Source organism: Xanthomonas sp. NCPPB 3218 (assembly GCF_056725185.1).
Genome location: NZ_CM161516.1, coordinates 3,034,609 through 3,059,862 on the forward strand (window position 1 = coordinate 3,034,609; position 25,254 = coordinate 3,059,862).

The window sequence follows — 25,254 nt, forward strand, 5'->3', positions numbered from 1 at the left end:
TGCTGTCCTGTGCCTCACTCCCAGCAACGGTCTGCGCGTCCCTTCAGGCTTGCGCTGCGCGGGCAATCGCGCGGTGCGATGCGCCCGGCTTCCTGTTCCACCAGCCGCTTGCCGCCATCGCTGCCGCGCTCCAGCTCGAACGCATCGTAGAGACGTCCGGTGGCGGTGCGCGACTCGTAACGCAACTTCTGGTTGTCGATGCGAAGCACCTGATAGAGCTGGGTGTCTTCGCCGACCGGACGCATGGTCTTGCGTGCCATGTCCGAGAGCCGGTACTGCTTGGGCCCGGCCACCGAGACCACGAACACCGGCGTCACCTGCCCTGCGTCATCGCCGCGCCGGCCGTAGGTGTGGTCGTGGCCCTGCAGCACCAGATCGACCTTGTGGCGGCGGATCACCGGCAGCACCTGCTCGACCAGCTTCTGGTTCTCGCGATCGGCGCGCGGGGAAAAGAACGGCTGGTGGATCAACACGATCGACCACGGGTGCGGGTTGTCGGCCAGCACCGTGTCCAGCCACTGCGCCTGTGCCGGGCCGGTGCCCAGATCCAGCACCGAGGTGCCGTCCAGCACGGCGATGCGTACGCCCTGATAGTCGAACCAGTAGCTGGTGCGCGCGGTGGCCGACGGCCCGTTGCGCGGCAGGGCGAAGGTCACCGGCCAGTGGTTGCCGAGCGTGCGCGTGGCCTGCGGGGTGTCCTCGCCCTCTTCGTGATATTCGTGATTGCCCGGCGCCGGTGCCACTGCGGTGCCTTCCAGCAACCAGCGCCCGGCTTCGAACCATTCGGCCCATTCGTTGTCGTCCTGGCCGTCCTTGCCGCTGACCAGGTCGCCGGCAAACAGGGCCAGCCGCGCGTCCGGTGCCGAGCGCCAGGCTTGGCGGATCACCCGCGAGACCAGGCTGAGGTTCTTGTTCTGGGTGTCGCCGAAGTACAGCAGCGTCAGCGGTGTGTCGGGGCTGGCGGCGGTGCGGAAATGATTCCACGCACCCCAGGTACGGTTGCCCTGCACGCGGTAGGCGTACAGCGTGTCCGGCTTCAGCCCGTCGATGTCGGCGCGGTGGTGGTGCGAGCTGCCGTTTTCGCTGGCCAGCGTGGCGGTGCTGGCACGGATGCGGCGCGGCGTACCCAGGTCGGGCGAGTCGCCGGCAACCACCAGTTCCAGCCACGGCTGGTCGACGCTGGCATCGGTACGCCAGGCCACTGCGAAACCGGTCGCCGCCGCCTGCGCGGGCGTGGCGACGATGCGGTCCGGGAAGCCATCGGCAACATAGTGGGTGGAACCCGCCGGCACCTGGGTATTCGGTTCGGCGGCGCGCTCGGCGGCAAACGACCGCGTGCCTGCCATCGCCCCCAGCAACAGCGCTGCAGACAGCGCCGCACGTGCCGCGCTCATGGCGCGCACTCTTTCAGGCGCAGCGTGCGCGCGATATCGCGCCAGTCGAATGCCGCCACCGCCTGGTCGTCGTGCAAGGCGTAGAACACCCCGCCCGGAAAGCGCGCATCGCCGCGTTGATCCAGCCACACGCCGTCGGTATTGGCGGTCACCCGGCCAGCGAAGGCACCGACATGCGCCAGGCTCTGGCGATCGAATACCTGGAACACGCTGCGGTCCTTGAACTGATCGGTGGCGATCCAGTAGCCGCTGCCGTCCTTGCACGCTAACAGCGTCATGCCTTCGGCCTGCGCCTTGAACAGGCCGCCGCCAACATTGCGGCCGCGGTAGCGTCCGTCCATGCCGTATTCGCGCAACTGCGTGCCCACGGCGACGTCTTCTTCGGCAATCATCAGGCGCGCATGCGCTTCATCGCCGAACACCGACTCGGCGATCCGGATCGCGCCCGCGTCGCTGGTATCGCCGAAGCTCTGGGTCAAGCGCGCCTGCCAGCCCTGCCCCGCAGCGCTCAATTGATAGCGACGAAAGCGTTGACCGAGTTCGGCCAGCGGCGGCGGCAGATCCTTGTTGGCCGCCGACATGTAGTTGTCGCTGACCACCACCTCGTAGCCGCCGTCGTGCTTGCGCACCCACAGGCCGTAGGGTTCGCGCAATTCGTCCTGGCCGAAGCTGGTCAGCGGCTTGAAGTCGGGCAACGAGAACACCTGCACGCGGCGGTTGTCGCGCTCGACCACGAACACCAGATCATCGACCACCGAAATCCCGTTCGGGCGATCCAGCTTGCCCAGCGCCTTGCCCTTGCCGCCGACCACGCGCAGGCGTTTGCCGCTATCGCCATCGAACACCACCAGCGCATGCGTGGCCTTGGCGGTGGCGATCAACCAGCGGCGGCCATCGGGCGCACTCCAGCTGGCCGGCGAATCCAGATTGTCGGCCGGAGTCAGCGCGGTGATGAAGGCCTCCGGCACCACCTGGTGCGCCACCTTGGCCTCGCTGAGCAAGGGGTCTTTCAGCAATGCTTCGTCGGCCTCGCGGTCGACCGGTGCGCTGGCGCAGGCGGTCAGCGCCAGCGCGCTGGCGAGCAGCGTGGTGTGGAGTAACGTTGTGTGGAGCCGCGTGCGCGTTGCGATCACAGTGCCACCTTCAGGCCGAGCGCATAGGTGCGGCCGTATTCTTCGTTCTGCAGCGTGCGCGAGGGCACGCCCTGGTACAGCTCCAGCGGTTCGTCCAGCAGGTTCTGCGCTTCCAGATACAGGCTGACGTGGCTGTTGAATTGATAGGTCATGCTGAAATCCAGCTGGGTATGCGGGGCGACATAGATATCGTACGCGCGGCTTTCGCCGATGGTGTCCAGGTACTCGCTGCGGTACACCGCCGCAAGCCGCGCACTGAAGCCGTATTTTTCGTAGCCCAGGTGGCCGCTGTAGATGCGCTTGGACGAGCGCGGCAAGGTGAAGTCCTCACCGGCGCGATCGCTCAGACCGGGATCGAAGTCGCCGTCCAGCACGGTGGCGCTGGCGCCGACCAGCAGGCCGTTCCAGCCTTCGGGCAGGAAGTCCAGCGCCTGCTGCCAGTTGAATTCGGCGCCACGCACCTTGGCAGTGTCGCCGTTGATCGAGCGCGTGACCTGCAGATCGGGGAACTCGGCATCGTTGGTGCTGATGGTCTGCACGATGTAGTCGTCGATCGACTTGTTGAACACGCCCAGCGAGATCAGGCCGGTGCTGCCGATGTATTTTTCGAACGACAGGTCCAGGTTGGTGGAGCGATACGGATCGAGATCGGGGTTGCCGACGTTCACCTCGTTGTCGCCGCGATTGATGCTCACGCGCGGGGAGACATCGCCGAACGCAGGCCGCGACAAGGTCTTGTTGGCGGCAAACCGCAGCACCCAGTCGTTGCCGGTGTCGTAGCGCAGATGCAGGCCAGGCAGCACGTTGGTGTAGCTGCTGGAGGCTTCGCGCGGCGTCACCGTGGCGGTGCGGCCGTTCTCGGCCACGTCGACCTGGTTGCCGGTGGCGTCGAACTGGGTGTTTTCCACGCGCACACCGGCAATCGCGCGCAGCGCACCGATGTCCCAGGTGCCCATCACATAGGTGGCGAACACGTCTTCGGTGGCCTTGTAGTCGTCCTGCAGCGAGGTCTGCAGATTGCCGCCGACATCCTGCGGGCGCGCACTGTACAGATTGCCGGAGGTGTTCCAGTAACGGCGCATGCCGTCCGAGCCGATGCTTTCGCCCAGGGTACCGCCGCGGTGTTCCGGCGCGGCGGTGGTCCAGTCGCTCAGATCGATCGCCGGCCCGCGACGCAGCTCGCTTTCGTCCACATTGACATCGCGCTCGCGCCAGCGGCCGAGCACACCCATCTTCAGGCTGGAATGCTCACCGTCGAAGCGCACGTTGATCTGCGCGCTGCGCTCGCTGTCGTCCACCCGCTTGGGCGCAAGCACGAAGCGGTCGAACACGAAATCGTCGTTGCTCTGCCAGCCGTTATCGGAAAAGCCAAGGCGCGGAATGCCGCTGTTCTGGTCGACCGTGGCCGACAGATCGTCGCCGTCGTAGTTGAAGCGCGCTTCCATCTCGTCGTTCACGCGCTCGGTGGTCTTGGTGTAGCCCAGCTTGTAATCCACCGTGGCCGCGCTCAGACGGTTTTCACCGCCCACGCTCAAGGCCATGGTGTCCTCCTTCTTGGTGCGATAGCGCACGCGCTTGGAGATGGAATCGGCCGGCAGGTCGGCCACCTCGTAGGTGCCATCGCCATTGGCGCTGACCTGCCCATCGGCCAGGCCGAAGATGGTGCGCTGGCGCGTTTCGGCATCGTCGAAGCGGCTGTACAGCGTGCGCAGGTAATAGCGGTTGTCCGCGTCCGGGCGCCAGTCCAGATTGAGGTTGGCGCCCATGCGGGTGCGCTCGATGAAGTACTTGCGGCGCTGCACCTCGCCGGCGAACAGATCGTCGGCCGCACCGCCGTCGAAGCTGTCGTAGGCCACCTCGGTATTGTCGGATTCGAATTCGCGGTCCTGGTAGTTCACGCCCACTGCGACGCCGAAGGTGCCGTCGAAGATATCGCTGTAGTTGAACGCGCCCTTCGGGCTGGTCTTGCCCGACAGCGACTGGTGGCTGCCTTCGACCGAGCCGCGCAGCGTGCGGCCATCGCGATCGAACGCGGAGGTGGACTCGACCTGGATCGCACCGCCGATGGAATCGCCCGGCATGTCCGGGGTCGGCGACTTGACCACCTTCAGCCGTTCGGTCGAGTCGGACGGAATCACGTCCAGCGGTGCCGAGCGCGTGCCGTCTTCCGGCGTGCCCATGGTCATGCCGTCGATGGTGACGCTGTTGAGCGCCGAATCCAGGCCGCGGATCACCACGAAGCGGCCTTCGCCCTGATCGCGGGTGACGCTGACACCGGGCAGGCGCTGCAAGGATTCTGCAACATTCTTGTCGGGGTAACGGCCCATCGCATCGGAGGCCACCGCATCCTGGATCGCATCGGAGCCACGCTTGAGATCGACTGCGCGCACCTGCGATTCCACCTGCGGGCGCACTTCCAGGCGCTCCAGATCGATGGCCGCCGCGCCGGATGCACCGGTGGCAGCTGCCGCACCCTCGGCCGCCTGCGCAAGCGGGCTCCACGCGGCCGCCGCCAACGTCAGCGTGATCGCCAGGCACAGCGGAGTCTTGTTCAACACGGGTGCTTCCCCAATCGGTTAAGAATGGGTGGGCACACTATGTCTACGACGTTTCACTGACATGACATATGCAAGCGCGATCACGCGCAATGTGTGGCGACGCTGCCGCCGGCTGCGGCACACTGTGGGTCTCTCCCGCCTGTCGCTGCCCATGAAAATCGTCGAAGTGCGTCACCCCCTCGTCCAGCACAAGATCGGTCTGCTGCGCGATGCCGCCTTGAGCACCAAGGGCTTCCGCGAACTGGTCACCGAGCTGGGCACCCTGCTGGCCTACGAGGCCACCGCCAATCTGGACACCGAATCGCACGTGCAACCCGGCTGGGCCGGCCCGGTGACCGTGCAGCGGATTGCCGGCGCAAAAATCACCCTGGTACCGATCCTGCGCGCAGGGTTGGGCATGCTGCCCGGCGTGCTGGCGCTGATCCCGGCCGCGCGCGTGAGCGTGGTCGGCCTGCAGCGCGACGAAGAAACCCTGCAGCCGGTGCCCTACTTCGAACGCCTCACCGGCCGCCTGGAAGAGCGCGATGCACTGATCCTGGACCCGATGCTGGCCACCGGCGGCACGCTGATCGCCACCATCGACATGCTCAAGCGCGCCGGCGCGCGGCGGATCAAGGGCATCTTCCTGGTCGCCGCACCGGAAGGCCTCAAGGCACTGGAAGCCGTGCATCCGGACGTGGAGGTCTACACCGCCGCAATCGACGACCACCTCAACGACAAGGGCTACATCCTGCCCGGCCTGGGCGATGCAGGCGACCGCATCTTCGGAACGCGGGTGGAGTGAGCTGCGGTGGCTTCAAGCCCCTCTGCCTGCGGGGCGAGAAGACACCGCTTGCGCGCCGTTGGCGCGCGTGCCTTGAAGCGCCCGCGCCGCAAGCGCGGGCCGGGGCGCGCAGTGGGGGTTGGGGTAAAGGTCCGTCGAGCGAAGCAGTCGGGGAGTCACTTCTGACGGCGCGTGGCGACGCGTTTGTCATTGCCGGCATTGGTAGCTCCCCTGAGGCGCACCCTTATCCGGCGCTGCGCGCCACCTTCTCCCGATGGGAGAAGGAACGGCAGCGGCATCGGGCATCGCGTTGAAAAAACGCCCGCCCTACTGCGTCGATGCCTGGATCGCCGCACTCACATACACCAGCGGCGCATTCCAGTTGATCGCCACCTCGTTGCTGGCATAGCTGCAGGTATTGTCCAGATACGACAGCGCCGGCAGCCTGGAGGGATACGCCACCTTGCAGTCCTTGGCGTCCTGCTGGCCCGGTTGCGGACCACCGGCCAGCCAGCCGGGGACCGGTGCGTCGATGCCGTCGGCCTCGGAGGGGCGGTGGTGGATATGCATCGGGCTGCGCAGCCCCACACCCGTGACGAACGACAGGCCCAACGGATTGCGCCCCAGGATGTAATCCAGCTGCGACTGCGCGGCATCCAGATACGGCCGCTGCCGGGTCAGCCGATAGCCCTGCATCAGCATCATCGCGCGGTTGAGCACCACCGCATTGCTGCCCCACACGAAGTCGGTGTCGCTCATCGCCAGACGCCAGGGCGAGGCCTGCCACTCATCGGCAAGACGCTGTGCCAGGCCGCTGATCTCACGGGTGATGCGTGCGCGATCGGCATGCGGGGTGAGCCGGTCGCGATGTTCGGCCAGCGACATCCAGGCCAGGCCGCTGACGTTGCTCCAGCCCGGCACGCTCGCCGGTACGTTGCGCGCAATCATTGCGTCGTAGAAGCCGTCCTCGCGCGTGCTCACGTACAGCTCGGCCGCAGCCCAGGCGAATTCGTCGTCCACCTTCGCATCGTCATAGCCGCCGGTGCGTACGTCGTCGGGCTGGCGATAGATCACATCCGGGTGTTGCTGCGCCCACGCCCAGGCACTGCGCGCGGCGTTCAACATGCGCGCCGATGCGCCCGGATACTGCTTGTCGAACGGCGCATAGACGCGGCTGGCTGCCGCCATCACTGCGGCGAAATCCAGCGTGGCGGCGGTGGCCTTCATCACCACATAGCGTTGTTGCGTGGCCTGCGCGGGCATCACCAGTCCGTCGAACTGCTTGTCGGTGAGCTTGTGGTACACGCCACCGTCGGCCGGGTCCTGCATGGCCAGCATCCATTCCAGATTCCACCAGGTCTCCTGCAGGATGCCGGGCACGCCGGGCGCGTCGTCGGGAATGGTCAAGGCCTGCGCCTTGAACAGTGCCGGGTACTGCTCATAGGCGGCCAGCAAGGTATAGGTGCTGATGCCGGAATTGACGATGTACTTGTTGTAGTCGCCGGCGTCGTACCAGCCCTTGGGCGCACTGATCACGCTGTCGGCCGGGCGCGTGGCCGATGCCGCCGAAGGGTGGATACGCACCTGCGTATCCGGATGCCCGGCCGCGCGCGCATACGGCCCGGCGAACTGCGCCGGCAGCGCGGTGCTGGCGCGATTGAAATAGAACGCCTTCAGCGATGCGTCGAGCACGGGCCGATACGCGCTGGCCGCGATCGGGAACGGATCGGATGCCGGCTGCCCGTCGATCTTCAACCGGTAGGTACCCGGCGCGTGCAGGCTGGAGAAATCCGCCACCCGCGCCTGCTGCCCGGCCGGCGTCCACAGCGCGGCGGCCTGCAGCCTGCCCTCCAGCACCTGGCGGCCCTGCGCATCCTCGACCGTGAAACGGTCCGCAGTGGGCGCCGCGCCTTGCGGCAATCCGAGCACCGCAAGCTTGGCCGAACCCGGCAGATAGCCGAGCTGATTGACGTGGATGGCAGCGCCCGTTGCCGCTGCGGTCTTGTCGCCGGTGGTGTCGGCCGCGCAGGCGGCGATGGGCGATGCGATCACCATGCCGGTGAGCAGAGTCTGGAAAATGTTCATGTCGCGATGGTCGCTGCATTGGCGCAGGGCGACAAGTCCAATCCAGGCATAGGCAACCGCGTGGAAATGCATCGCTGCGGTCGCGTGCCTGCATCGATGGTGGCGGGCACCTGCGGCCAACCGCGGCATCGCGCAGGCCATGCCATGGCACGGCGCGGCAGATGCGACAGGCAACACCCGCTGCCTTCCGACCATGCCTGCCCTCGCCGACGAGGACAGGCACATCTCGATCAGTTAGCCGTCAGCGCGCCGCATCCTCCAGCTGCACCTGCGCCTTGCCCACCGGGTTGCGCGGGTCGCTCCCGCCGGTGAGCACGTTGCTGCGCTTGTCCCATTCCACCGTCTGCAGGTTGCCCCAGACGTGGCTGGAACCGCGGCCGCCCTCGGCGGTATCGCCCGGCAGCTTGAGCGCGTGGCCCATCGCCTGCAGCGCCTTGGCGGTCTGTGGCGAGAACGCATTGCTCTCGGCCTCGATCACGTCCGGCAGCCACTGGTGGTGATAGCGCGGCAAGGCGCTGACCTGCTGCGCGTCCAGGCCGGCGTCGTAGCCCAGGATGCCGAGCAGCACCATGGTGATGATGCGGCTGCCACCCGGCGTGCCGATCACCGCGACCTTGTCGGCCGATTCCATGAAGGTCGGCGTCATCGAGCTGAGCATGCGCTTGCCCGGCTTGGGGGCGTTGGCCGCGTAGCCCATCACGCCGAAGGCATTGGGCGTGCCCGGCTTGAGCGCGAAGTCGTCCATCTCGTCGTTGAGCAGCACGCCGGTGCCCTTGGGGATCAGGCCCGAGCCGTACAGCAGGTTGACGGTCTGGGTGGCGCCGACGCGGTTGCCTTCGCCATCGATGATGGAAAAGTGCGTGGTCTCGTCGTCTTCCAGCGGGGTCGGGTTGCCCGACAGCAGATCGCTGGGGGTGGCCTTGTCCGGGTTGATCGTGGCGCGCAGGCCTTGTGCGTAATCCTTGCTGGTCAGCACGCGCTGCGGCACGGCGACAAAGTCCGGGTCGCCCAGGAAGAAGGTGCGGTCGCGGTAGGCCCGGCGCATCGCTTCCACCACCAGATGGGTACGGTGCGCATCGTCGAGCGTGTCCAGTTCCCAGCCTTCCAGGATCTGCAGCATGGCGGCGAGTGCGATCCCGCCGGAGGACGGCGGCGGTGCGGTGGTGATCTTCCAGCCGCGGTAATCGAACTGGATCGGCGTGCGCTGCTTGACCCGGTACCCGGACAGCTCGGCGGCCTTCCACTGCCCGCCGGCCTGCTTGACGCCGGCCAGCAGTTTCCTGGCGGTTTCGCCCTTGTAGAAGCCATCGAAGCCCTTGTCGCCGAGCAGCTGCAGGGTATGCGCCAGCTCGGGCTGCTTGAAGATGTCGCCTTCGGCAATCGGCTTGCCGCCGCGCAGATATACCTCACGCGTGCCGGGATAACGCTCCATCACCTCGCGCCGCGAGGCATAGCCCTTGGCCATGCGCGCATACACCGGGAAGCCTTCGCTGGCGATGCGGATCGACGGCGCCAGCGACTGCTTCAGCGGCAGCCGGCCGTGCTTGGTGGCCAGCTCCACCAATGCTGCTGGCAGCCCGGGAATACCGGCCGACCAGGGACCGTTGACCGAGCGGTCGCGGTCCAGCGCGCCCTGCTTGTCCAGGAATTGCGCCTCGCTGGCTGACTCGGGCGCGGTCTCGCGCGCGTCCAGCATCACGTCCTTGCCGGTCTTGGCATCGTGCAGCAGGAAGAAGCCGCCGCCACCCAGCCCCGAGCTGATCGGCTCGACCACCGCCAGCGTGGACGACACCGCGATCGCCGCATCGAACGCATTGCCGCCCTCGCGCAGGATCTGCAGGCCGGCATCGGTGGCCAGCGCATGACCGCTGGCAATCGCCGCACCGGGCGGGTGCCCCGCCACCGGCGAGGTCGTGGCTGCTGCAGGCTTGGCGCCATCGGCAGCCCAGGCCGGCGGTGCCAGCACCAGGGCCAGCAGCAACAGGCCGCGCGAAGAGAAACGTCGGGAAAAGATGCTCACGGGGCGGGAGGCTCCTGTTCGTACAGTTCGGGGTGGTCGCGCTGCAGCTGCATGAGCTTGGCGAGCAGTTGATCGTGGGTTTCCGGTATTGCCGGATCCGGGTCGATGCATTCGACCGGGCACACCACCACGCATTGCGCTTCGTCGAAATGGCCCACGCACTCGGTGCAACGTGCCGGGTCGATCACGTAGATGGTTTCGCCCATCGAGATGGCCTGGTTCGGGCACGCCGGCTCGCAGACATCGCAGTTGACGCAGAGCTCGTTGATTTTCAGCGACATATCGGCACCACCATGCGATGTGGCGCGGCGCGATGCAACGCCAGGCGCTGGAACGCAACGTACTGCTGGAAGCGGACGCACGGGGCGTAGCGCGATGCACAGACAACGCCATGCATGTGGCCGGTAACCGGTCCGAGCGGACCGGCGCCGACGGCGTGCGGGATCAGCAGCATGCTGCGATCCCGCACAGCGGCCGGACGCGCCCTCCCGCGCCTCCGGCCTGGTACGGCATTACTTGGCTTCAACGAAGGTGTATTCCACGCCCTTGGGCTGGACGATGCCTTGCACCCGCGCATTCTCGGCCGCATTGCCGATGAACAGCACGCGCACGCCCTTCATCGAATCGGCCGGCACGTCCTTGAACGCGGCGTCGATCAGGTCGGCCATCTTGGTCGAGGCGGACGAACCGAAGGCCAGCATGTTGCCCGGCTGCACGCCACGCGCGAGTGCGGTCTTGACGCTTTCCAGCTGACGCTCGTAGCTGCCGGCGAACTCGGCATCGGACTCCGGCGGCAAGTAATACAGGAACGGGCTGTTGGTGGTGGTGCCCAGGTTCTGGCCGACCACTTCCTGCAGGTACTTCTTCCAGCCGGCGTTGTCGTCCTTGGCCGGCGCGGTCAGCGCAGCCGGAGCGGCGGCGGCGGTCGGTGCCGGCTCTTCCTTCTTGCAGGCGGTGACGGCCAGAGCAGCGACCGAAGCGAGCACCAGCGCGCGCATTGTGTGTTTCATGAAACTCCTCCCTTTGAAAAGCATGTGGTGATGTGACTGCTAGAGAATCAGGCCTGCGCGCGGGACTCGCGCACCTGCCGCAAGGCTTCGACGACCGAAGCCGGAACGAAACCGGACACGTCCCCGCCCAGCCGCGCGATTTCGCGCACCAGCGAGGACGAGATGAAGCTGTACTGCTCGGCCGGGGTGAGGAACAGCGTCTCCACCTCCGGGATCAGATGGCGGTTCATGCTGGCCATCTGGAACTCGTATTCGAAGTCGGACACCGCGCGCAGGCCGCGCAACAGCACCCCGGCGCCCATGTCGCGCACGAAGTGGGCCAGCAGCGTGTCGAAGCCGCGCACTTCCACATTGGCATGCGCGGCCAGTGCTTCCTGGGCCAGCTCCACGCGGCGCTCCAGCGGCAAGGCCGGCCCCTTGGAGGGGCTGTAGGCCACGCCGACCACCACGCGCTCGAACAACGGCGCGGCACGGTTCACCAGATCGATATGCCCGTTGGTGATCGGGTCGAAGGTACCGGGATAGACGGCGGTGCGGCTATTGGCCACGCTCATACGGAAACTACCGGGGTCGGATCGCCGTTCAGTGTAGCAGCGGCCCGGCGGTACAGCGCATAGCGCACCTGCTGGGTGGCGCCTTCGCGGTGCAGATGCCAGCCGGCCGGCACCTGCGGCGGGACCTCGGCCGGGCCTTCCAGGTACAGCCAGGCGTCGGCGCTCAGGTGCGCGGGCAGGCGTTCCAGCACGCTGGGCCACAGCCCGGCGGCAAACGGCGGGTCGACGAAGGCGATGCTGGCCTGCGCCACCGGCGCACGCTCCAGCCAGCGCAGCGCATCCTCCTGCAGCACCTGCACCTGATCGGCCGCATCCAGCCTGGTCACGTGCTGGCGCAAGCGCTGCACCAGGCCAGGGTCGCGTTCGATCAGGGTCGCGTGCGCGGCGCCGCGCGACACCGCCTCCAGGCCCAGCGCGCCCGACCCGGCAAACAGGTCCAGCACGCGCGCGCCGGGCAGGCGCGGCATCAGCCAGTTGAACACCGTCTCGCGGACGCGGTCACTGCTCGGGCGCAGGCCGGGCAGGTCCGGCACCGCCAGCTTGGTATTGCGCCAGCGCCCGCCGACGATGCGCACCTGCCCTTCCGCGCCGCGTGGCGCCGGCCGTGCGGGGCGCCTCATCGCCACGCGCCGGGTGCGGGCGAACGGATGCAGGACGGCGGCAGCGCAAATGGCGACATGGCTCAAGGCAGGACGGTTGGCCGGCCATGATACCGCCGCGATCGCCGCAACCACCCTCCCCGACCGGCACGGACGCAGGCCATCTGGCGCACGCCCGCCTTGAAAAATCCCCACACGGCCTCATCCCCCAGGCCATCGGCCGCGTTGCGGCCTGGGCCACCATGGAGCACGACCCCAATGACCGTTGATACCGACAAGCAGACGCTTGGCTTCCAGACCGAGGTCAAGCAGCTGCTGCAGCTGATGATCCACTCGTTGTACTCGAACAAGGAAATCTTCCTGCGCGAGCTGGTCTCCAATGCCGCCGACGCCGCCGACAAGCTGCGTTTCGAGGCACTGGTGAAGCCGGAGCTGCTGGAAGGCGGCGGCGAGCTGCGCATCCGCGTGGACTACGACAAGGACGCGCGCACCGTCACCATCGACGACAACGGCATCGGCATGAGCCGCGAGGATGCGGTCTCGCATCTGGGCACCATCGCCAAGTCCGGCACCGCCGACTTCCTCAAGCACCTCAGCGGCGACCAGAAGAAGGACGCCAACCTGATCGGCCAGTTCGGTGTGGGCTTCTACAGCGCCTTCATCGTCGCCGACCAGGTCGACGTGTACTCGCGTCGCGCCGGCCTGCCCGCCAACGAGGGCGTGCACTGGTCCTCGCGTGGCGAAGGCGAGTTCGAGGTCGCCAGCGTCGACAAGCCAGAGCGCGGCACCCGCATCGTGCTGCACCTGAAGGACGGCGAAGACGGCTTTGCCGACGGCTGGACGCTGCGCGGCATCCTCAAGAAATACTCCGACCACATCGGCCTGCCGATCGAGATGCGCAAGGAGCACCACGGCGAACAGGCCGACGCGCCCGCCGAGCCGGAGTGGGAAGCGGTCAACCGCGCCAGCGCGCTGTGGACGCGGCCCAAGTCCGAGATCAAGGACGAGGAATACCAGGAGTTCTACAAGCACGTCGCGCATGATGCCGGCAACCCGCTGGCGTGGAGCCACAACAAGGTCGAAGGCAAGCTGGAGTACACCTCGCTGCTGTTCGTGCCCGGCCGCGCCCCGTTCGACCTGTATCACCGCGATTCGGCCAAGGGCCTGAAGCTGTACGTGCAGCGCGTTTTCATCATGGACCAGGCCGAGCAGTTCCTGCCGCTGTACCTGCGTTTCATCAAGGGCGTGGTGGATTCGTCCGACCTGTCGCTCAATGTGTCGCGCGAGATCCTGCAGTCCGGCCCGGTGGTCGACTCGATGAAGTCGGCGCTGACCAAGCGCTCGCTGGACATGCTGGAGAAGCTGGCCAAGGACAAGCCGGACGACTATGCGACGTTCTGGCGCAACTTCGGCCAGGCGCTGAAGGAAGGCCCGGCCGAGGATTACGCTAACCGCGAAAAGATCGCCGGCCTGCTGCGCTTCTCCTCCACGCATGACACCACCGGCGCGCAGAGCGTGGGCCTGGCCGATTACGTGGGTCGTCTGGCCGAGGGCCAGGACAAGCTGTACTACCTCACCGGCGAAAGCTACGCGCAGATCAAGGACAGCCCGCATCTGGAAGTCTTCCGCAAGAAGGGCATCGAAGTGCTGCTGCTCACCGACCGCATCGACGAGTGGCTGATGAGCTATCTCACCGAGTTCGACGGCAAGTCGTTCGTGGACGTGGCACGCGGCGACCTGGACCTGGGCAAGCTGGATTCAGAAGAAGACAAGAAGGCACAGGAAGAAGTCGCCAAATCCAAGGAAGGCCTGGCCTCGCGCATCAAGGCCGCCCTGGGCGACGACGTGGCCGAAGTGCGCGTCTCGCACCGCTTGACCGATTCCCCGGCAATCCTGGCCATCGGCCAGGGCGACCTGGGCCTGCAGATGCGTCAGCTGCTGGAAGCCAGCGGCCAGGCCGTGCCGGAGTCCAAGCCGGTGTTCGAATTCAACCCGGCCCACCCGCTGATCGAAAAGCTGGATGCGGAAGCCGACATGGACCGCTTCGGCGATCTGAGCCGGGTGCTGTTCGACCAGGCGGCGCTTGCGGCGGGCGACAGCCTCAAGGATCCGGCCGGGTATGTGAAGCGGTTGAACAAGTTGTTGTTGGAGTTGTCGGCGTAAGCCGTGCGAAAACTTTGATGACACACCAAGACCGGCGCATGCGCCGGTCTTTTTTTTGCGTCTCTCTTCTGTCGGGCACGCCCGGTGCCTGCGCGCGCTACGATCAGGGCGCGGACAACGTCATCGACGATCTACTGCGACAGCACTCACGCCGACTCCAACACCCAACACCCGAACGCAGGCCCGGCCGAATAGCCGGTTTCCGGTTCGATACGGATCTGCAAGTTGGCGCGGCCCGTCACTGCTGCCGGCAATGCGTAATCCACATCGACGAAGTCCAGGCCGCGGTTGCCGTCCAGGCGTTCGTTGGCGATGAGTTCGCCGTCGGCGAAGATGCGGAAGCGGCGGCGGGTTTCGTCGCCCCAGTAGCGCAGGCGCAGGATGCGGGCCTTCGCGGTGTTGCGCAGGGTGAAGGCGATGAAGCCGCCGGTGCGGGCATCGCGGCCGGCACGGCGGCGGTAGCTCAGTGCGTAGGAGCTTTCGCTGTGCAGGCCATGAGCCTTTTCGGATGCTTCATCGCCCAGGGCAATGCGGTCCAGTGCGCGCGTGTCGAGCGCGTGTTGTTTCGCGTCTGCTGCGGCCTGCTCGGCTTGATGCTGCTGCCATGCAGCGGCGTCGCGATGCTCCAGGTAGGGCGCGCTGCGGCGATCGAACTGCGCGTAGAACGGCGAGAAGCGCCACAGCTGGTCGCCGTGGCGGTAGTCGAATGCGGGCTGGCCCACCACCGGCTGCAGGCGCTGCAAGACCTCATCGCCGCCGATCAATGCCGGGGTCTTGCCCGACCAGGGTTTTGCCGCATCGCCCAGGTCGGCCGCCAGCACCAGCGGCCCGCGCAGCACCGAGACCCAGGCCGGGTCGTCCGGCGTGGCTTCCAGGCGCAGCGGCATCTCGAACGACAGCGTGAGCGTGTCGCCGGCGCGCCAGACGCGGGCGATGCGCAGGTAGCCCTCGTTGACGGTGGCATCGACCGGCTGGCCGTTGAGCTGCAACTTCGGCGACTGCGCCCAACCGGGCACGCGCAGTGCGAGCGTGCGTTGCTCGGCCGGCGCGGCGTCGATGCGTAGCGAGGCGCTGCCCTGCTCCGGCATCGTGCTGCGCAGGGTCATGTCCAGCCCGGCGGCATCGCGCACGCTGGAGGGCACGTAGAGATTGACGTAAACGCCCTGCCCGTCCTGCCAGTAGATGGAATCGCCGAACTGGGCATGCGCCTCCATGCCGCTGCCGACGCAGCACCAGAAATCGTCGAACGGCGACGACCAGGCGCGCGCTTCGCCGGCCAGCATCGGTGTCATGTAAGTGAACATGCCGGTGCGCGGATGCTGCTGCGCCATCACGTGGTTGAGCAGCGTGCGCTCGTAGTAATCGAAGAACTCGGCCTGCGGGCCCCATTGGTACAGGTGCCGGGTGAGCTTGAGCATGTTGTAGCTGGCGCAGTGCTCGCAGGTCTGCTCGGTGACAAACTTCGAAATGCTGTCCGGCTGCTGGAAGTACTCGCGGTCGCCATTGCCGCCGATCACGTAGGTGTGGTGGTCGGTGACGGTGTGCCAGAAGAAGCGCGCGGCCGCGCCCGACGCGGCATCGCCGGTGACTTCGTACTCGCGTGCCAGGCCGATCAGCTTGGGGATGTTGGTGTTGGAATGCTGATGGACCAGCTCGTCGCGTTGGGCGACCAAGGGATCGAGCACGGCGTGATGGTGCAGGCGCTGCGCCAGTGCCAGCCATTGCGCATCGCCGGTCCGCACATGCAGCTCGACGAAGGATTCGTTGAGGCCACCGAATTCGCACGACAGCACCTTCTGCAGCTGCGCGTCGTCGAGCGCGGCGAAGATGCCTTGCAGATAGCCGGCCAGGCTTACCGCCACCTGCAGCGCCTGCGCATTGTCGCAATGCGCATGCACGTCGAGCAGGCCGGCAAACAACTTGTGCCAGGTGTACAGCGGTGCCCAGCTGCCGTTGAGGTAGAACGGCGCCGGGTCGATCTTGCCGCGCCTGAGCTCATCGAACACCGCGCGGCCGCTTTCGATCTTCCCTGCGGCGGTCTTGCGGGTGAATCCGGCGACGTAGCCATCGCCTGCATGCGCCTGGCAGCGTGCCAGCTCTGCGACGAGGTACCCGGCGCGCGTGCGGCATTGCGCATCGCCGGTCTGCGCATGCATCAGTGCCAATGCGCTGAGATAGTGACCGAGCGTATGCCCGGCGATGGTATCCGCCTCCCAGCCGCCGTATGCAGGCGCCTTGGGATCGAGGCCGGCGTACAGCACGAAGTTGTGCAACAGCCGGTCGGGCTCCAGCCGCATCAGATAACGTCGATTGGTGTGCAGCGCGTCCAGGAACAACGACGGCGTGAGCCGCACCTGCGCCAGCGGCACTGCACGGACGCTGCCGGGTTGTGCGGCGCTGGCCTGGGCCGGGAAGCGCAGCAAACCCGCCGCAACCGCCAGGCTGCTCCAGGCCAGAAAACGGCGCCGCGACAGGCTCGGCGCATGGTCGTTGGGCAACTCGCTCGGGTACGTCTCGGTCATGGGCTCAGCTTAGCTCCTGTCGGCGCGTGCAGACCGCGCGCGCCGTTGCAACAACCGCCTATGCAATCGCGACAACACGCGCGTGCATACGCATGACGCCCACGACCGATGGCATCTGGCCGCACGCCACCGCGACACACCGGCCCGATCAGAACTTCACCGTGGCACGCGCCCAATAGAACCGACCGAGCAGATCGTAGGTGGCCACATCGGTATTGGCGTTGCCGACGTTGTTGGAGTAATACAACGGCGGCTGTTTGTTGGCGATATTGTCCACGCCCACTTCGAAGCGCGTGTGCCACGGTTCGACGTTGTAGCCCAGCTGCAGGTTGTTGTAGACGTAGGCGCCAATCTTGCGCACCACCATCGGCTCGCTGGAATCGGCCGACAGGCTCTGGTCCGGATCCGAATTGCCGATGGCGGTGTGCCCCACGTAGCGGATGCGCCAGGTGGCGCTCCAGTCGTCCAACGCCCAGTTCACCGTGCCCAGCGCACGCCAGCGCGGGAAGTTGCCGTAGGCCTGGGTGTAGCGGCCGACGTTGTGGATGGTGACCGAGCTGGGGTCGGTGGTATCGGGCAGCACGTCGTAACGGGTGAGATAGGTGCCGTTGAGCCCGGCGCTAAGATTGCCCCACGCGGTGGGCGGCGCGCGGTAGGTCAGGTTGAAGTCCATGCCCTTGGCCCACAGCTTGCCCAGGTTGACGGTGGGTTCGGCGATGTAATTGATGGTGCCGTTGCCGTTGCGATGGATCAACGCGCAAAAGGAGCTGGCCGGGTTGGCGAAGCATTGATTGAGCACGGTCTGCGCCGACACCGTGGTGATGGTGTCTTCCAGATCGATGCGCCACCAGTCCGCGCTCAGCGACAGCCCATCGATCCACTGCGGGTCGTACACCAGTCCCACGTCGTAGGACTTGCCGGTTTCCGGCTTGAGCTGGTACCCGGCCACTGCTGCGCCGGACACCTTGCCCGACACCTGGCCATCGGATTGCTGGTAGCTGCCGTCGGTGGGCACATTGGCGCAGGCCACGCTATTGCCACCGGTGTAGCCATTGCATGGGTCGTTGACGGTGGCCGCATCGCCGGCCACGCCGGCGTACAGCTCGTTGATGTTGGGCGCGCGAAACACCTCCGACACCGTGCCACGGATCAGCAGGTTCTCGATCGGGCGATATTCCAGCGACATCTTGCTGTTGGTCTTGCTGCCGACCGAGCTGAAGTCGGAAAAGCGCGTGCCCAACGTGATATTCAAGGCGTTGATGCCGGGCAAGTCCTTCAGTAGCGGAAACAGCGCTTCGGCATAGGCCTCCTTGACGTCGAAACTGCCGGCCAGGGTGGACGAACAGAATTCGATCACCCCGCACAGGCCGTCTTCATCGCCGGTCCATAGCGGGTCGGAGGCGGTGGTCGAACGCTCTTTGCGATAGGAGACGCCGGTCGCCAGGCTGACCGTGCCGGCCGGCAGTTCGAACAGCGAGCCGTTGGCATTGGCTTCGAATTGCTTGACCGTGTAGACGCTGGTCACGATGGGGTTGACCACCATGCCCTGCAGCGCGGACAGGTTGGCGCTGTCATTGAGGTTGAAGAAGTTCAGCGGTGTGCAGCCGGCGATCGCCGCGCCCGCGCTGCCGCACTTGACCACGCCATCGCTGTCCAGGAACGAGGGGCCAATGGCCTGATTGAACGCGGCATAGTCCAGAAAGCCGTTGTTGATCGACTTCTGTTTGACCTTGCCGTAGTTGAAGGTGGCATCCCACTGCCAGGAACTGTCGCCGAAGCGGCCGCGCAAACCGGGGCTGATCTGGAAGTTGTAGGTGTTGTATTGATAGCTGCGATTGCCCAGCACGGTGGCGCGCGTGTTGAGGTCGTTGTACGAGGTGCCGGTGCTGCGATCGGTGCCGAAGTTCACGCCGAACGGGTTGTAGTAACCCTGCGACGACACCAGGATGTTGTCGCCGTTGGCGAAGATCGGGATCGGCGCAATGATCGAGGCGGATTCGGTTTTACTGAACCAGGTGTTGACGTAGCCCTCGACGTTGTCAGTGAAGCGATAGGTGCCCAGCAAAAACGCATTGGTGCGCTTCTGCGGGGTCTGCAACAGGTTGAACGGCTGGTAGTTGTAGGAGTCGGCGCTGGCGTTGTAACAGTGGAAATCGCCCGGGCCGGCGCGACCGCTCACGCCGCTGTTGAGGGTGACACGCCCGCAGCCGTTGGCTTGCGCAAGCTGCGTGGACTGATCCGAGCCATCGTTGAAATTCACGGTGCCGGTGGGCGTTGCGGACGAACCCTGCTTCACCGGTTGCCCGTTGGTCAACGCAAGCGCGTCCTTGGAATAGTCGCGCGCCGCTGCCGAGACCGGATCGATGTTGTGGTACGACAGGCCGCCGATCAGGCTGCCACGCTCCCAGGTCTTGCCGGTGGTCAGGGTGAAGTTGCGCCGGTTGCCGTCGCCTTCGCTGCTGGTGCCGAAGTCGCTGCTGAACTGCACACCGTCGAACTGGCTGCGCAGGATGAAATTGACCACGCCACCGATAGCGTCGGAGCCATACACCGCGGAGGCACCGTCGCTGAGCACTTCGATGCGCTCGATCATACTGGACGGAATCGCGTTGACGTCGTTGTAGGCCAGACGAATACCGTTGACCAGCACCAAGGTGCGCTTGTCGCCCAGACCACGCAGCGAAATGGCCGACGCACCGGTGCCGCCGCCGTTGTTGGTATACGGATTGGTGGCGTTGCCGGCGATCGATGGCAGCTCCTGCAGCAGATCGCCGACCGTGGCCTTGCCGGTCGCGGCGATCTGTTCCTGGCTGACCGTGACCACCGGGTTGGCGGTTTCGGTATCCACGCGGCGCAGACGCGAGCCGGTGACGACCACGCTGTCCAGCGTTTGCGGCGCGTCACTACTGCCGCCGGCCTGCTGCGCAGACACCGGTGCGCTGACGCCTGCAGACAGCGCCAGCAGCAATGCGGTGCTGAGCATGCTCGGCACCGGGCGCGTGGGCGTGCCGGAGGTCCGGGAGAAAGGCAACAGCGGCATCGGCATGCAAGGCTCCTGATTCGTATGGCAGACAAACGATGGGCAACACACACCCGTGCCGGCGGACACCAGCGCAGGGCAAGATGGATGGCAGACGCGCACGCAGCGAAACTTCTCGCCAGCGCTGTGCTGCAGACATGCAGACAACCTGCGACGCGCATGACCACGCAGGGTCACGCAGCAGCGCGTGTTGTCAAAAAGGGTGTTGGTTCCGCACCGGAGGCGCCCATGCGCTCCAGTTTCATCAGCTGGTCACAATGTGCCTGTGCGCACGCGCTACGTCTTGTCGCATTTGGCGACAGCGCGTGCGGAAAACTGCATGGTTCGCAAATGAACCAGCCTGCCTTGACGTTGCACTCTGCAGCAACGTCTGCAGCTGGGCACCAAGCCTAAAGCGATGGACGGGACACCCGAGGCGATGTATCGCCTGCAACCATGTGCGATGAAAGTCGATCTAGAAATCGAGCACTGCGCATGCATGCAGCAGCGCGGTGACGGCAATCAGCGTGCACTGCCCTGCCCGCCCTGTTTCAGCGGCTGTGGTCTAGGCACTGCAGTCAAACGGTCGGCCGGCAGACCTGGCCTTACGGAATCACGGCGCCTGCGTCGTCGCAGGCTGGTCGTGGTTCCAGTCCGGTGTTGGCGCCTGCTGCATCCAGCGCAGGAAGAAATCCAGCAGGCGGCGCTTGCCGTACTCGCCACCGGCGCCGTGATCGCCGCCGGGCACCACCAGCAGATCGAAATCCTTACCCGCCTTGATCAGCCGATCGGCCACCTGCAAGGTGCTGGCCGGATCGACATTCATGTCCATGTCGCCGGTGACCAGCAGCAGGTGTCCTTGCAGACGCGCAGCGTTTTCCACGTTCGACGATTCGGCGTACCACGGCCCGACCGGCCAGCCCATCCATTGCTCGTTCCACCAGATCTTGTCCATGCGGTTGTCGTGGCAACCGGAATTGGCCACGCCTGCCACATAGAATTCCGGATGGAACAGCAGCGCACCCAAGGCGTTCTGGCCACCGGCCGAGGTGCCGTACACACCGACGCCGCCGTCGATGACGTACCACGGGTACCGTGCGGCAACGGCCTTGTGCCAGGCGATGCGATCCGGCAGGCCCGCATCCTTGAGGTTGCGCCAGGCCACATCGTGGAACGCGCGCGAGCGATTGTTGGTGCCCATGCCATCGATCTGCGCGACCGCAAATCCCAGTGCGGTCAGCGCTGACATGCGGGTGGTGAACGTCTTGGGCACGAAGGACCCCTGCGGGCCGGCGTAGATGTATTCGATCACTCGGTAACGCTGCTGTGGCTGCATCTGCGTGGGGCGCTGGATCACGCCCCAGATCTCGGTCTTGCCGTCGCGGCCGGTGGTGTGGAACGGCAACGGTGGCTGCCAGCCGGCAGCCTGCAGACGGCTCAGGTCGGTGCGCTCCACCGTGCGTGCCAGGCTGCCGTCGGCGCTGCGCCGCAGCTCCAGCACCGGGCCCAGGTCCACGCGCGAGTACAGGTCCAGATACCATTTGCCGTCCGGCGAATAACTCACCTGGTGATCGGCGGCTGCCGGCGTCAATGCAGTGAGCCCGGTGCCGTCCAGACCGATGCGATAGGCATGGCGGTAATACGGGTCCTCGCCGGGCTGCATGCCGGAGGCGGTGAAATACAGCTGGCCTGCGCCCTCGTCGAGGTAGTCGAGCTTGCGCACCACCCAGTCGCCCTGCGTGACCTGGCGGATCACCGCACCGCTGTGGCCGTCGTACAGATACACGTGCTCCCAGCCATCGCGCTCGGAGGCCCACAGGATCTGCGCGCCGTCGGCCAGATCACGCCGCGCATGCTTGCCGCCGTCCTCGTGCGTTCCGCTGAGTTCGGAGTATTCGATGAAGGTGGGCGAGGTCTCTTCGATCAGGGTGCGCGCGACAGCCGTGCGTGCGTCCACTTCGATGACCCGATACAGCTGGTGCCCGCGCGCGTTGTATTCGAAGGTGAGCCCGCGGCTGTCCTTCCACCAGACCATCTCGCTCAGGCTGAAAGCATTGGGCAGCAGCGTCATCGCCACCGAATGCGCGGCGCGCGTGGCGATGTCGAACAACACCGGCTGCATCACCGGCAAGGCATCGCCGGGCTTGGGATAGACCTGCTGGTGCAACTTCGGCTGCAACTGATCGGCCGGCGCCGATTCGATGTAATAGACCATGCGCGGCGGCGGCGCCTTGACCCGATACGCAGCCAGATGCTGCGAGTCCGGCGACCACACCACGCTGTCGAGTGCGTAGTAGTCATCGGCACTGCCATCGCGGCTGAGCACACTGCGCTCGCCACCACCGACCGGCGCGATCACCAGATTGGCCTGCTCCACCCAGGCGCGCCAGCGGCCATCCGGCGATAGCTTGGCCTGCCGCTCGCCCTGCTTGAGCGGCAGGCGCATGTCCATCGACTCGGCCTGCACGTCGCGTTCGGGCACATGCGCGCAGCGATAGCGGGCCAGATCGCACTGCCAGCCCAGCTTCGCCAGCTGGAAGCCCAGGCACTGCTGCTCCAGGGTGGGTTCCTCCAGCTGCAGTTGCGTGGCGTCGATGGCTTGCGCACCGGCCTGGGTCAGGGCCGCCGCCAGCCGCGCATGATCGAAGGCCAGCGTGTTGCGGCCGCTGCCCGCATCCACCAGGCGGTACTCGATGGCCGGCGCCTGATCGGCACGTGCCACGGCACGCCGATACAGGAAATGCCCCGCATCGATCCATACCGGCGCCGTCGGTTGCCTGTCGACCAGCGACGCATAGTGATCGGCCAGACCGATCGCCTGCGCATACTGCGCCGGTGTGGGCGTGGGCACGGGCGTGGTTGCTACGGATGCAGCCGCTGTGCTTGCCGAGAGCGTCCAGAGTGCGATGCTCAGGCACCATGCTGCGACGCTATGCCGCCTGGAGGTCTGGGTGTGATGCAGCAGTGGCTTCATGCGTTTATCCGCGGAGATGGTGTGGTCGTGGTCGGCACGGTCATCGCGCCAATGGGCCATCACCCGTACCAGGCCTGCACCTTCACCGCCGCTGTGCTGCCGGGCAATGCCACACGATCGGCATGCGGGCCTTGCGCACGTGCCGGTTTGCCGTCGACAAGCACGCGGGTGAGCATGCTGCCCTTGGGCACACGCAAGCTCAGCCAGGTGTGCCTGGGTGACCGTTCCGGCAGTTGCACCTCGGCATCGATGCGGCGTGCCGCCACGTCGGCGCGCAAGGTCAGCGTGAGCTTGCCCCAGCGTGTGGGCGCCGCGGTGATGCCGATCGCAGCGCCACTGCCCAGCCATGCGCGCGGCAGCGCACGCGCAAGGAACAACTGCTCGCCTGCGCTGTTGTCGCTGACCAGCATCCAGCGCAGCAGCAACGGGATGGTCATCTGCGCGGGGATGCAGAACAGCGGCATGCCACCGGTGATGCCGCTGACCTCGCCGGCGGTCCAGCTGCCGCGCGTATGCACCTGGTAGCGGTGCGCATAGACGAACAACAGATACTCTTCGATGCGATCCAGCCGCAGCAGCTGTTGCGCATAGCCGTAGGAAATGAAGCCGAGCAGATCGCGGCTGCCCGGCTCCGGTGGTGCGATGTTGGCCACCACGCCGATGCTGGTACCGCCATGGCCGCGCAGGCAATCGATCACCAGGTTGGCCAGGTCGTCGGGCAGCACATCGGCCTGCAGCAATTCCGCATACGCGCGGTGCGGCCATTGCTGCTCGCTGGGCTTTTCCTGCAACAGCGATTGGCGAAACGTGAGTTTGGTGCCCGGCAACGGGCCGATATACGGCGGCGACAGATCGCGGCGCACGTTGGCACGCAGGCTGGCCTCCAGCCGTGCGCGCAACTGCCTGGCGCGATGCTGCCATTGCGTGGCCAGACCGGCATCGCCACCGAGCGTGCTCCAGACCTGGGCGATGTCTTCCCAGCCGCGTATCGTCAGCGCGCTATTGGCGTAATACGGTTTCCACCACAGCGACGGATCGGGAAACAGGCAGGCATCGGATTCGTTCCAGCCGTGCAGCAGGCCATGGCCATGCGCATTGCGCGGTAATGCCAGCGCCTGGTCGTGCAGCTCGCACAGCAGCTGCGCGGTGGCGGCGATCTTGGGCAGCAGGCGGCGCAGCCGTGCCGCATCGCCGGTATAGCGCAGATAGCGCGCCAGCAGCGACAGGGTCAGCCCGAACTGCCCGACCTCCGGCCCGCGCATGTTCGGCAGGCCATCGTCCTGCACGAAGTCGTCGAAGTAGTTGTCCAGTACCGCAGCGGCCTGCGCGAAGCGGCCCCATTCCAGGTTGGCGTAGAACGAGCTGGTGAAAGTGTCCTGGAAACCGTCGTACTCGTTGCCGTAGTAGTCGCGCTCCACCGCACCGTACTTCGGATAGTCCCCACCGGGGCGCACCACCAGTTCGCGCGCGAAGGCGAACTGCGCCATGTCGTTCCAGCTGGCATCGGGCAGCTGCGCCTGCACCGTGCCGTCCAGGGCCTGCTGCCAATACGCGGCGAAATCGATCAATCCCGCGTAGAACTGCTCAGCCGTGGCCGGCTTGCGCGACGGTGCAAACGCGGGATAGCTGTGGGTGTAATGCACGCCGACGATCTCGCCGCCGCGCACCTGCATCGTGCGATGCCAGGTCTGCACCACGAAGCGATCGCTGGCACGCACATCGGCGAACACCAGCACGTCGTACCAGCTATCGGCCTCGCCTTCGTGCCGCATCACCTTGCGTACCGCCGGCATCCAGCCACCCAGCAGGCCTTCCTCGCGCCGTTTGATCAACGCCTCTTCGCCCAACTCGGCGAAGGCGTGTTCCGGCCGCGAGGTGCGGCTGCGGCCGTTGGGCAGGATCGGCATGGTGTCCAGGCTTTCGCGCGTGCCGACGAAGGTGGTCCACGGCCAGCGGCCACCATTGTCCTTGGGGTCGAGCAGCGAGGCCGGCGGCGGCGCGACATCGCGCACCTGCGCCTCGTCCGGGTCGCCATCGCGCAGCAGGCGGTCGGCGAGCAGATCCGCCTCGGCCATCGCCACCTCGGTCAGCGACATCCCGAAGTACGGCTTGCCCTCGGCGGGATAGGCCGGCTCGGTGCGTTTGTCCAGGCGCAGCATGCCGCTGTCGGTCCACAGCGTCAGCTGGCCCTGCGGGTTGTCGAGGTGCTCGTAGACGGTCCACTGCTGCTGCAGGTGTTCAAAACTGCACAGCTTGCTGCCCACATGCGCGGCCGACGGCAGCGCCTCAAGACGCGGCAGCGCCGGTGGCGGCAACGGCGCCGGGGTGTGCGACGTGCCCGGCAGCGCGAGCGCGGCACCTGCGCCTACCGCCGCGGTTGCCGCCATGCCCTGACGCAAAAAGCTTCTGCGGTCCATCGTCGCGCCCTCGGTTGATCTCATCCACATCCTGCGCGACGGC

The 25,254-nt window shown here is 66.3% G+C and carries 16 protein-coding genes; 2 read left to right on the top strand and 14 right to left on the bottom strand.

Features of this window, described 5'->3' with window-relative positions:
* Positions 1-14 precede the first annotated feature (14 nt).
* From AC1PLS_RS12515 to AC1PLS_RS12525, 3 genes are read right to left on the bottom strand one after another with little or no spacing between them, the layout of a single operon-like run.
* On the bottom strand, positions 15-1,394 hold the full coding sequence (locus tag AC1PLS_RS12515) for a purple acid phosphatase family protein (RefSeq protein WP_184431385.1): 1,380 nt from the start codon (positions 1,392-1,394) through the stop codon (positions 15-17).
* Positions 1,391-2,527 (bottom strand): phytase, encoded by a 1,137-nt coding sequence (locus AC1PLS_RS12520; RefSeq protein ID WP_184431387.1) that lies wholly within the window; start codon positions 2,525-2,527, stop codon positions 1,391-1,393. Before AC1PLS_RS12520 ends, AC1PLS_RS12515 begins: the two co-directional genes overlap by 4 nt.
* The gene (locus tag AC1PLS_RS12525) at positions 2,524-5,085 is read right to left on the bottom strand and encodes a TonB-dependent receptor (RefSeq protein WP_184431389.1); all 2,562 of its coding nucleotides are present in this window, start codon (positions 5,083-5,085) and stop codon (positions 2,524-2,526) included. The genes AC1PLS_RS12520 and AC1PLS_RS12525 overlap by 4 nt, the downstream gene beginning before the upstream one ends.
* Positions 5,086-5,236: 151 nt before the next feature.
* On the opposite strand from AC1PLS_RS12525, the gene upp reads away from it, so the two are divergent.
* Complete coding sequence (gene upp, locus AC1PLS_RS12530) at positions 5,237-5,869, top strand: uracil phosphoribosyltransferase (protein WP_024940024.1); 633 nt, start codon at positions 5,237-5,239, stop codon at positions 5,867-5,869.
* Positions 5,870-6,175: 306 nt separating this feature from the next.
* On the opposite strand, the gene AC1PLS_RS12535 is transcribed toward upp, so the two are convergent.
* From AC1PLS_RS12535 to rsmD, 7 genes are all read right to left on the bottom strand, one after another.
* Entirely contained in the window at positions 6,176-7,933 is a 1,758-nt protein-coding gene (locus AC1PLS_RS12535; protein ID WP_184431391.1) for a glycoside hydrolase family 9 protein, read from the bottom strand.
* Positions 7,934-8,174: 241 nt separating this feature from the next.
* Complete coding sequence (gene ggt / locus AC1PLS_RS12540) at positions 8,175-9,953, bottom strand: gamma-glutamyltransferase (protein WP_184431393.1); 1,779 nt, start codon at positions 9,951-9,953, stop codon at positions 8,175-8,177.
* A complete protein-coding gene (locus AC1PLS_RS12545; protein WP_003489796.1) occupies positions 9,950-10,234 on the bottom strand; it encodes a YfhL family 4Fe-4S dicluster ferredoxin in 285 nt (94 codons plus the stop codon). The genes ggt and AC1PLS_RS12545 overlap by 4 nt, the downstream gene beginning before the upstream one ends.
* Positions 10,225-10,407 (bottom strand): hypothetical protein, encoded by a 183-nt coding sequence (locus tag AC1PLS_RS12550; RefSeq protein ID WP_184431395.1) that lies wholly within the window; start codon positions 10,405-10,407, stop codon positions 10,225-10,227. Before AC1PLS_RS12550 ends, AC1PLS_RS12545 begins: the two co-directional genes overlap by 10 nt.
* 58 nt (positions 10,408-10,465) lie before the next feature.
* Complete coding sequence (locus AC1PLS_RS12555; RefSeq protein WP_039516474.1) at positions 10,466-10,963, bottom strand: hypothetical protein; 498 nt, start codon at positions 10,961-10,963, stop codon at positions 10,466-10,468.
* Between the two features lie 47 nt (positions 10,964-11,010).
* Positions 11,011-11,517 (bottom strand): pantetheine-phosphate adenylyltransferase, encoded by a 507-nt coding sequence (gene coaD / locus AC1PLS_RS12560; RefSeq protein ID WP_016903280.1) that lies wholly within the window; start codon positions 11,515-11,517, stop codon positions 11,011-11,013.
* A complete protein-coding gene (rsmD, locus tag AC1PLS_RS12565) occupies positions 11,514-12,203 on the bottom strand; it encodes a 16S rRNA (guanine(966)-N(2))-methyltransferase RsmD (RefSeq protein WP_184431398.1) in 690 nt (229 codons plus the stop codon). The genes coaD and rsmD overlap by 4 nt, the downstream gene beginning before the upstream one ends.
* A gap of 171 nt (positions 12,204-12,374) precedes the next feature.
* On the opposite strand from rsmD, the gene htpG reads away from it, so the two are divergent.
* Complete coding sequence (htpG, locus tag AC1PLS_RS12570; protein WP_184625223.1) at positions 12,375-14,279, top strand: molecular chaperone HtpG; 1,905 nt, start codon at positions 12,375-12,377, stop codon at positions 14,277-14,279.
* Between the two features lie 146 nt (positions 14,280-14,425).
* Here htpG and AC1PLS_RS12575 read toward each other — a convergent pair whose 3' ends face one another.
* The 4 genes from AC1PLS_RS12575 to AC1PLS_RS12590 form a co-directional block, all read right to left on the bottom strand.
* Positions 14,426-16,801 (bottom strand): beta-L-arabinofuranosidase domain-containing protein, encoded by a 2,376-nt coding sequence (locus AC1PLS_RS12575; protein WP_481103746.1) that lies wholly within the window; start codon positions 16,799-16,801, stop codon positions 14,426-14,428.
* 148 nt (positions 16,802-16,949) lie between these two features.
* The gene (locus AC1PLS_RS12580) at positions 16,950-19,847 is read right to left on the bottom strand and encodes a TonB-dependent receptor domain-containing protein (protein WP_481103747.1); all 2,898 of its coding nucleotides are present in this window, start codon (positions 19,845-19,847) and stop codon (positions 16,950-16,952) included.
* Between the two features lie 586 nt (positions 19,848-20,433).
* Positions 20,434-22,794 (bottom strand): S9 family peptidase, encoded by a 2,361-nt coding sequence (locus AC1PLS_RS12585; RefSeq protein WP_481103748.1) that lies wholly within the window; start codon positions 22,792-22,794, stop codon positions 20,434-20,436.
* Positions 22,795-22,853: 59 nt separating this feature from the next.
* Entirely contained in the window at positions 22,854-25,211 is a 2,358-nt protein-coding gene (locus tag AC1PLS_RS12590) for a glucosidase family protein (protein WP_481103749.1), read from the bottom strand.
* Positions 25,212-25,254: the final 43 nt, after the last annotated feature.

Excerpts from the sequence above, each read along its gene's own strand:
- htpG (WP_184625223.1), top strand. The coding sequence starts at position 12,375 with ATGACCGTTGATACCGACAAGCAGACGCTTGGCTTCCAGACCGAGGTC.
- AC1PLS_RS12550 (WP_184431395.1), bottom strand. The coding sequence starts at position 10,407 with ATGCTGCTGATCCCGCACGCCGTCGGCGCCGGTCCGCTCGGACCGGTT.
- AC1PLS_RS12580 (WP_481103747.1), bottom strand. The coding sequence starts at position 19,847 with ATGCCGATGCCGCTGTTGCCTTTCTCCCGGACCTCCGGCACGCCCACG.
- AC1PLS_RS12590 (WP_481103749.1), bottom strand. The coding sequence starts at position 25,211 with ATGGACCGCAGAAGCTTTTTGCGTCAGGGCATGGCGGCAACCGCGGCG.
- AC1PLS_RS12555 (WP_039516474.1), bottom strand. The coding sequence starts at position 10,963 with ATGAAACACACAATGCGCGCGCTGGTGCTCGCTTCGGTCGCTGCTCTG.
- AC1PLS_RS12545 (WP_003489796.1), bottom strand. The coding sequence starts at position 10,234 with ATGTCGCTGAAAATCAACGAGCTCTGCGTCAACTGCGATGTCTGCGAG.
- coaD (WP_016903280.1), bottom strand. The coding sequence starts at position 11,517 with ATGAGCGTGGCCAATAGCCGCACCGCCGTCTATCCCGGTACCTTCGAC.
- AC1PLS_RS12585 (WP_481103748.1), bottom strand. The coding sequence starts at position 22,794 with ATGAAGCCACTGCTGCATCACACCCAGACCTCCAGGCGGCATAGCGTC.
- AC1PLS_RS12575 (WP_481103746.1), bottom strand. The coding sequence starts at position 16,801 with ATGACCGAGACGTACCCGAGCGAGTTGCCCAACGACCATGCGCCGAGC.
- upp (WP_024940024.1), top strand. The coding sequence starts at position 5,237 with ATGAAAATCGTCGAAGTGCGTCACCCCCTCGTCCAGCACAAGATCGGT.
- AC1PLS_RS12515 (WP_184431385.1), bottom strand. The coding sequence starts at position 1,394 with ATGAGCGCGGCACGTGCGGCGCTGTCTGCAGCGCTGTTGCTGGGGGCG.
- AC1PLS_RS12535 (WP_184431391.1), bottom strand. The coding sequence starts at position 7,933 with ATGAACATTTTCCAGACTCTGCTCACCGGCATGGTGATCGCATCGCCC.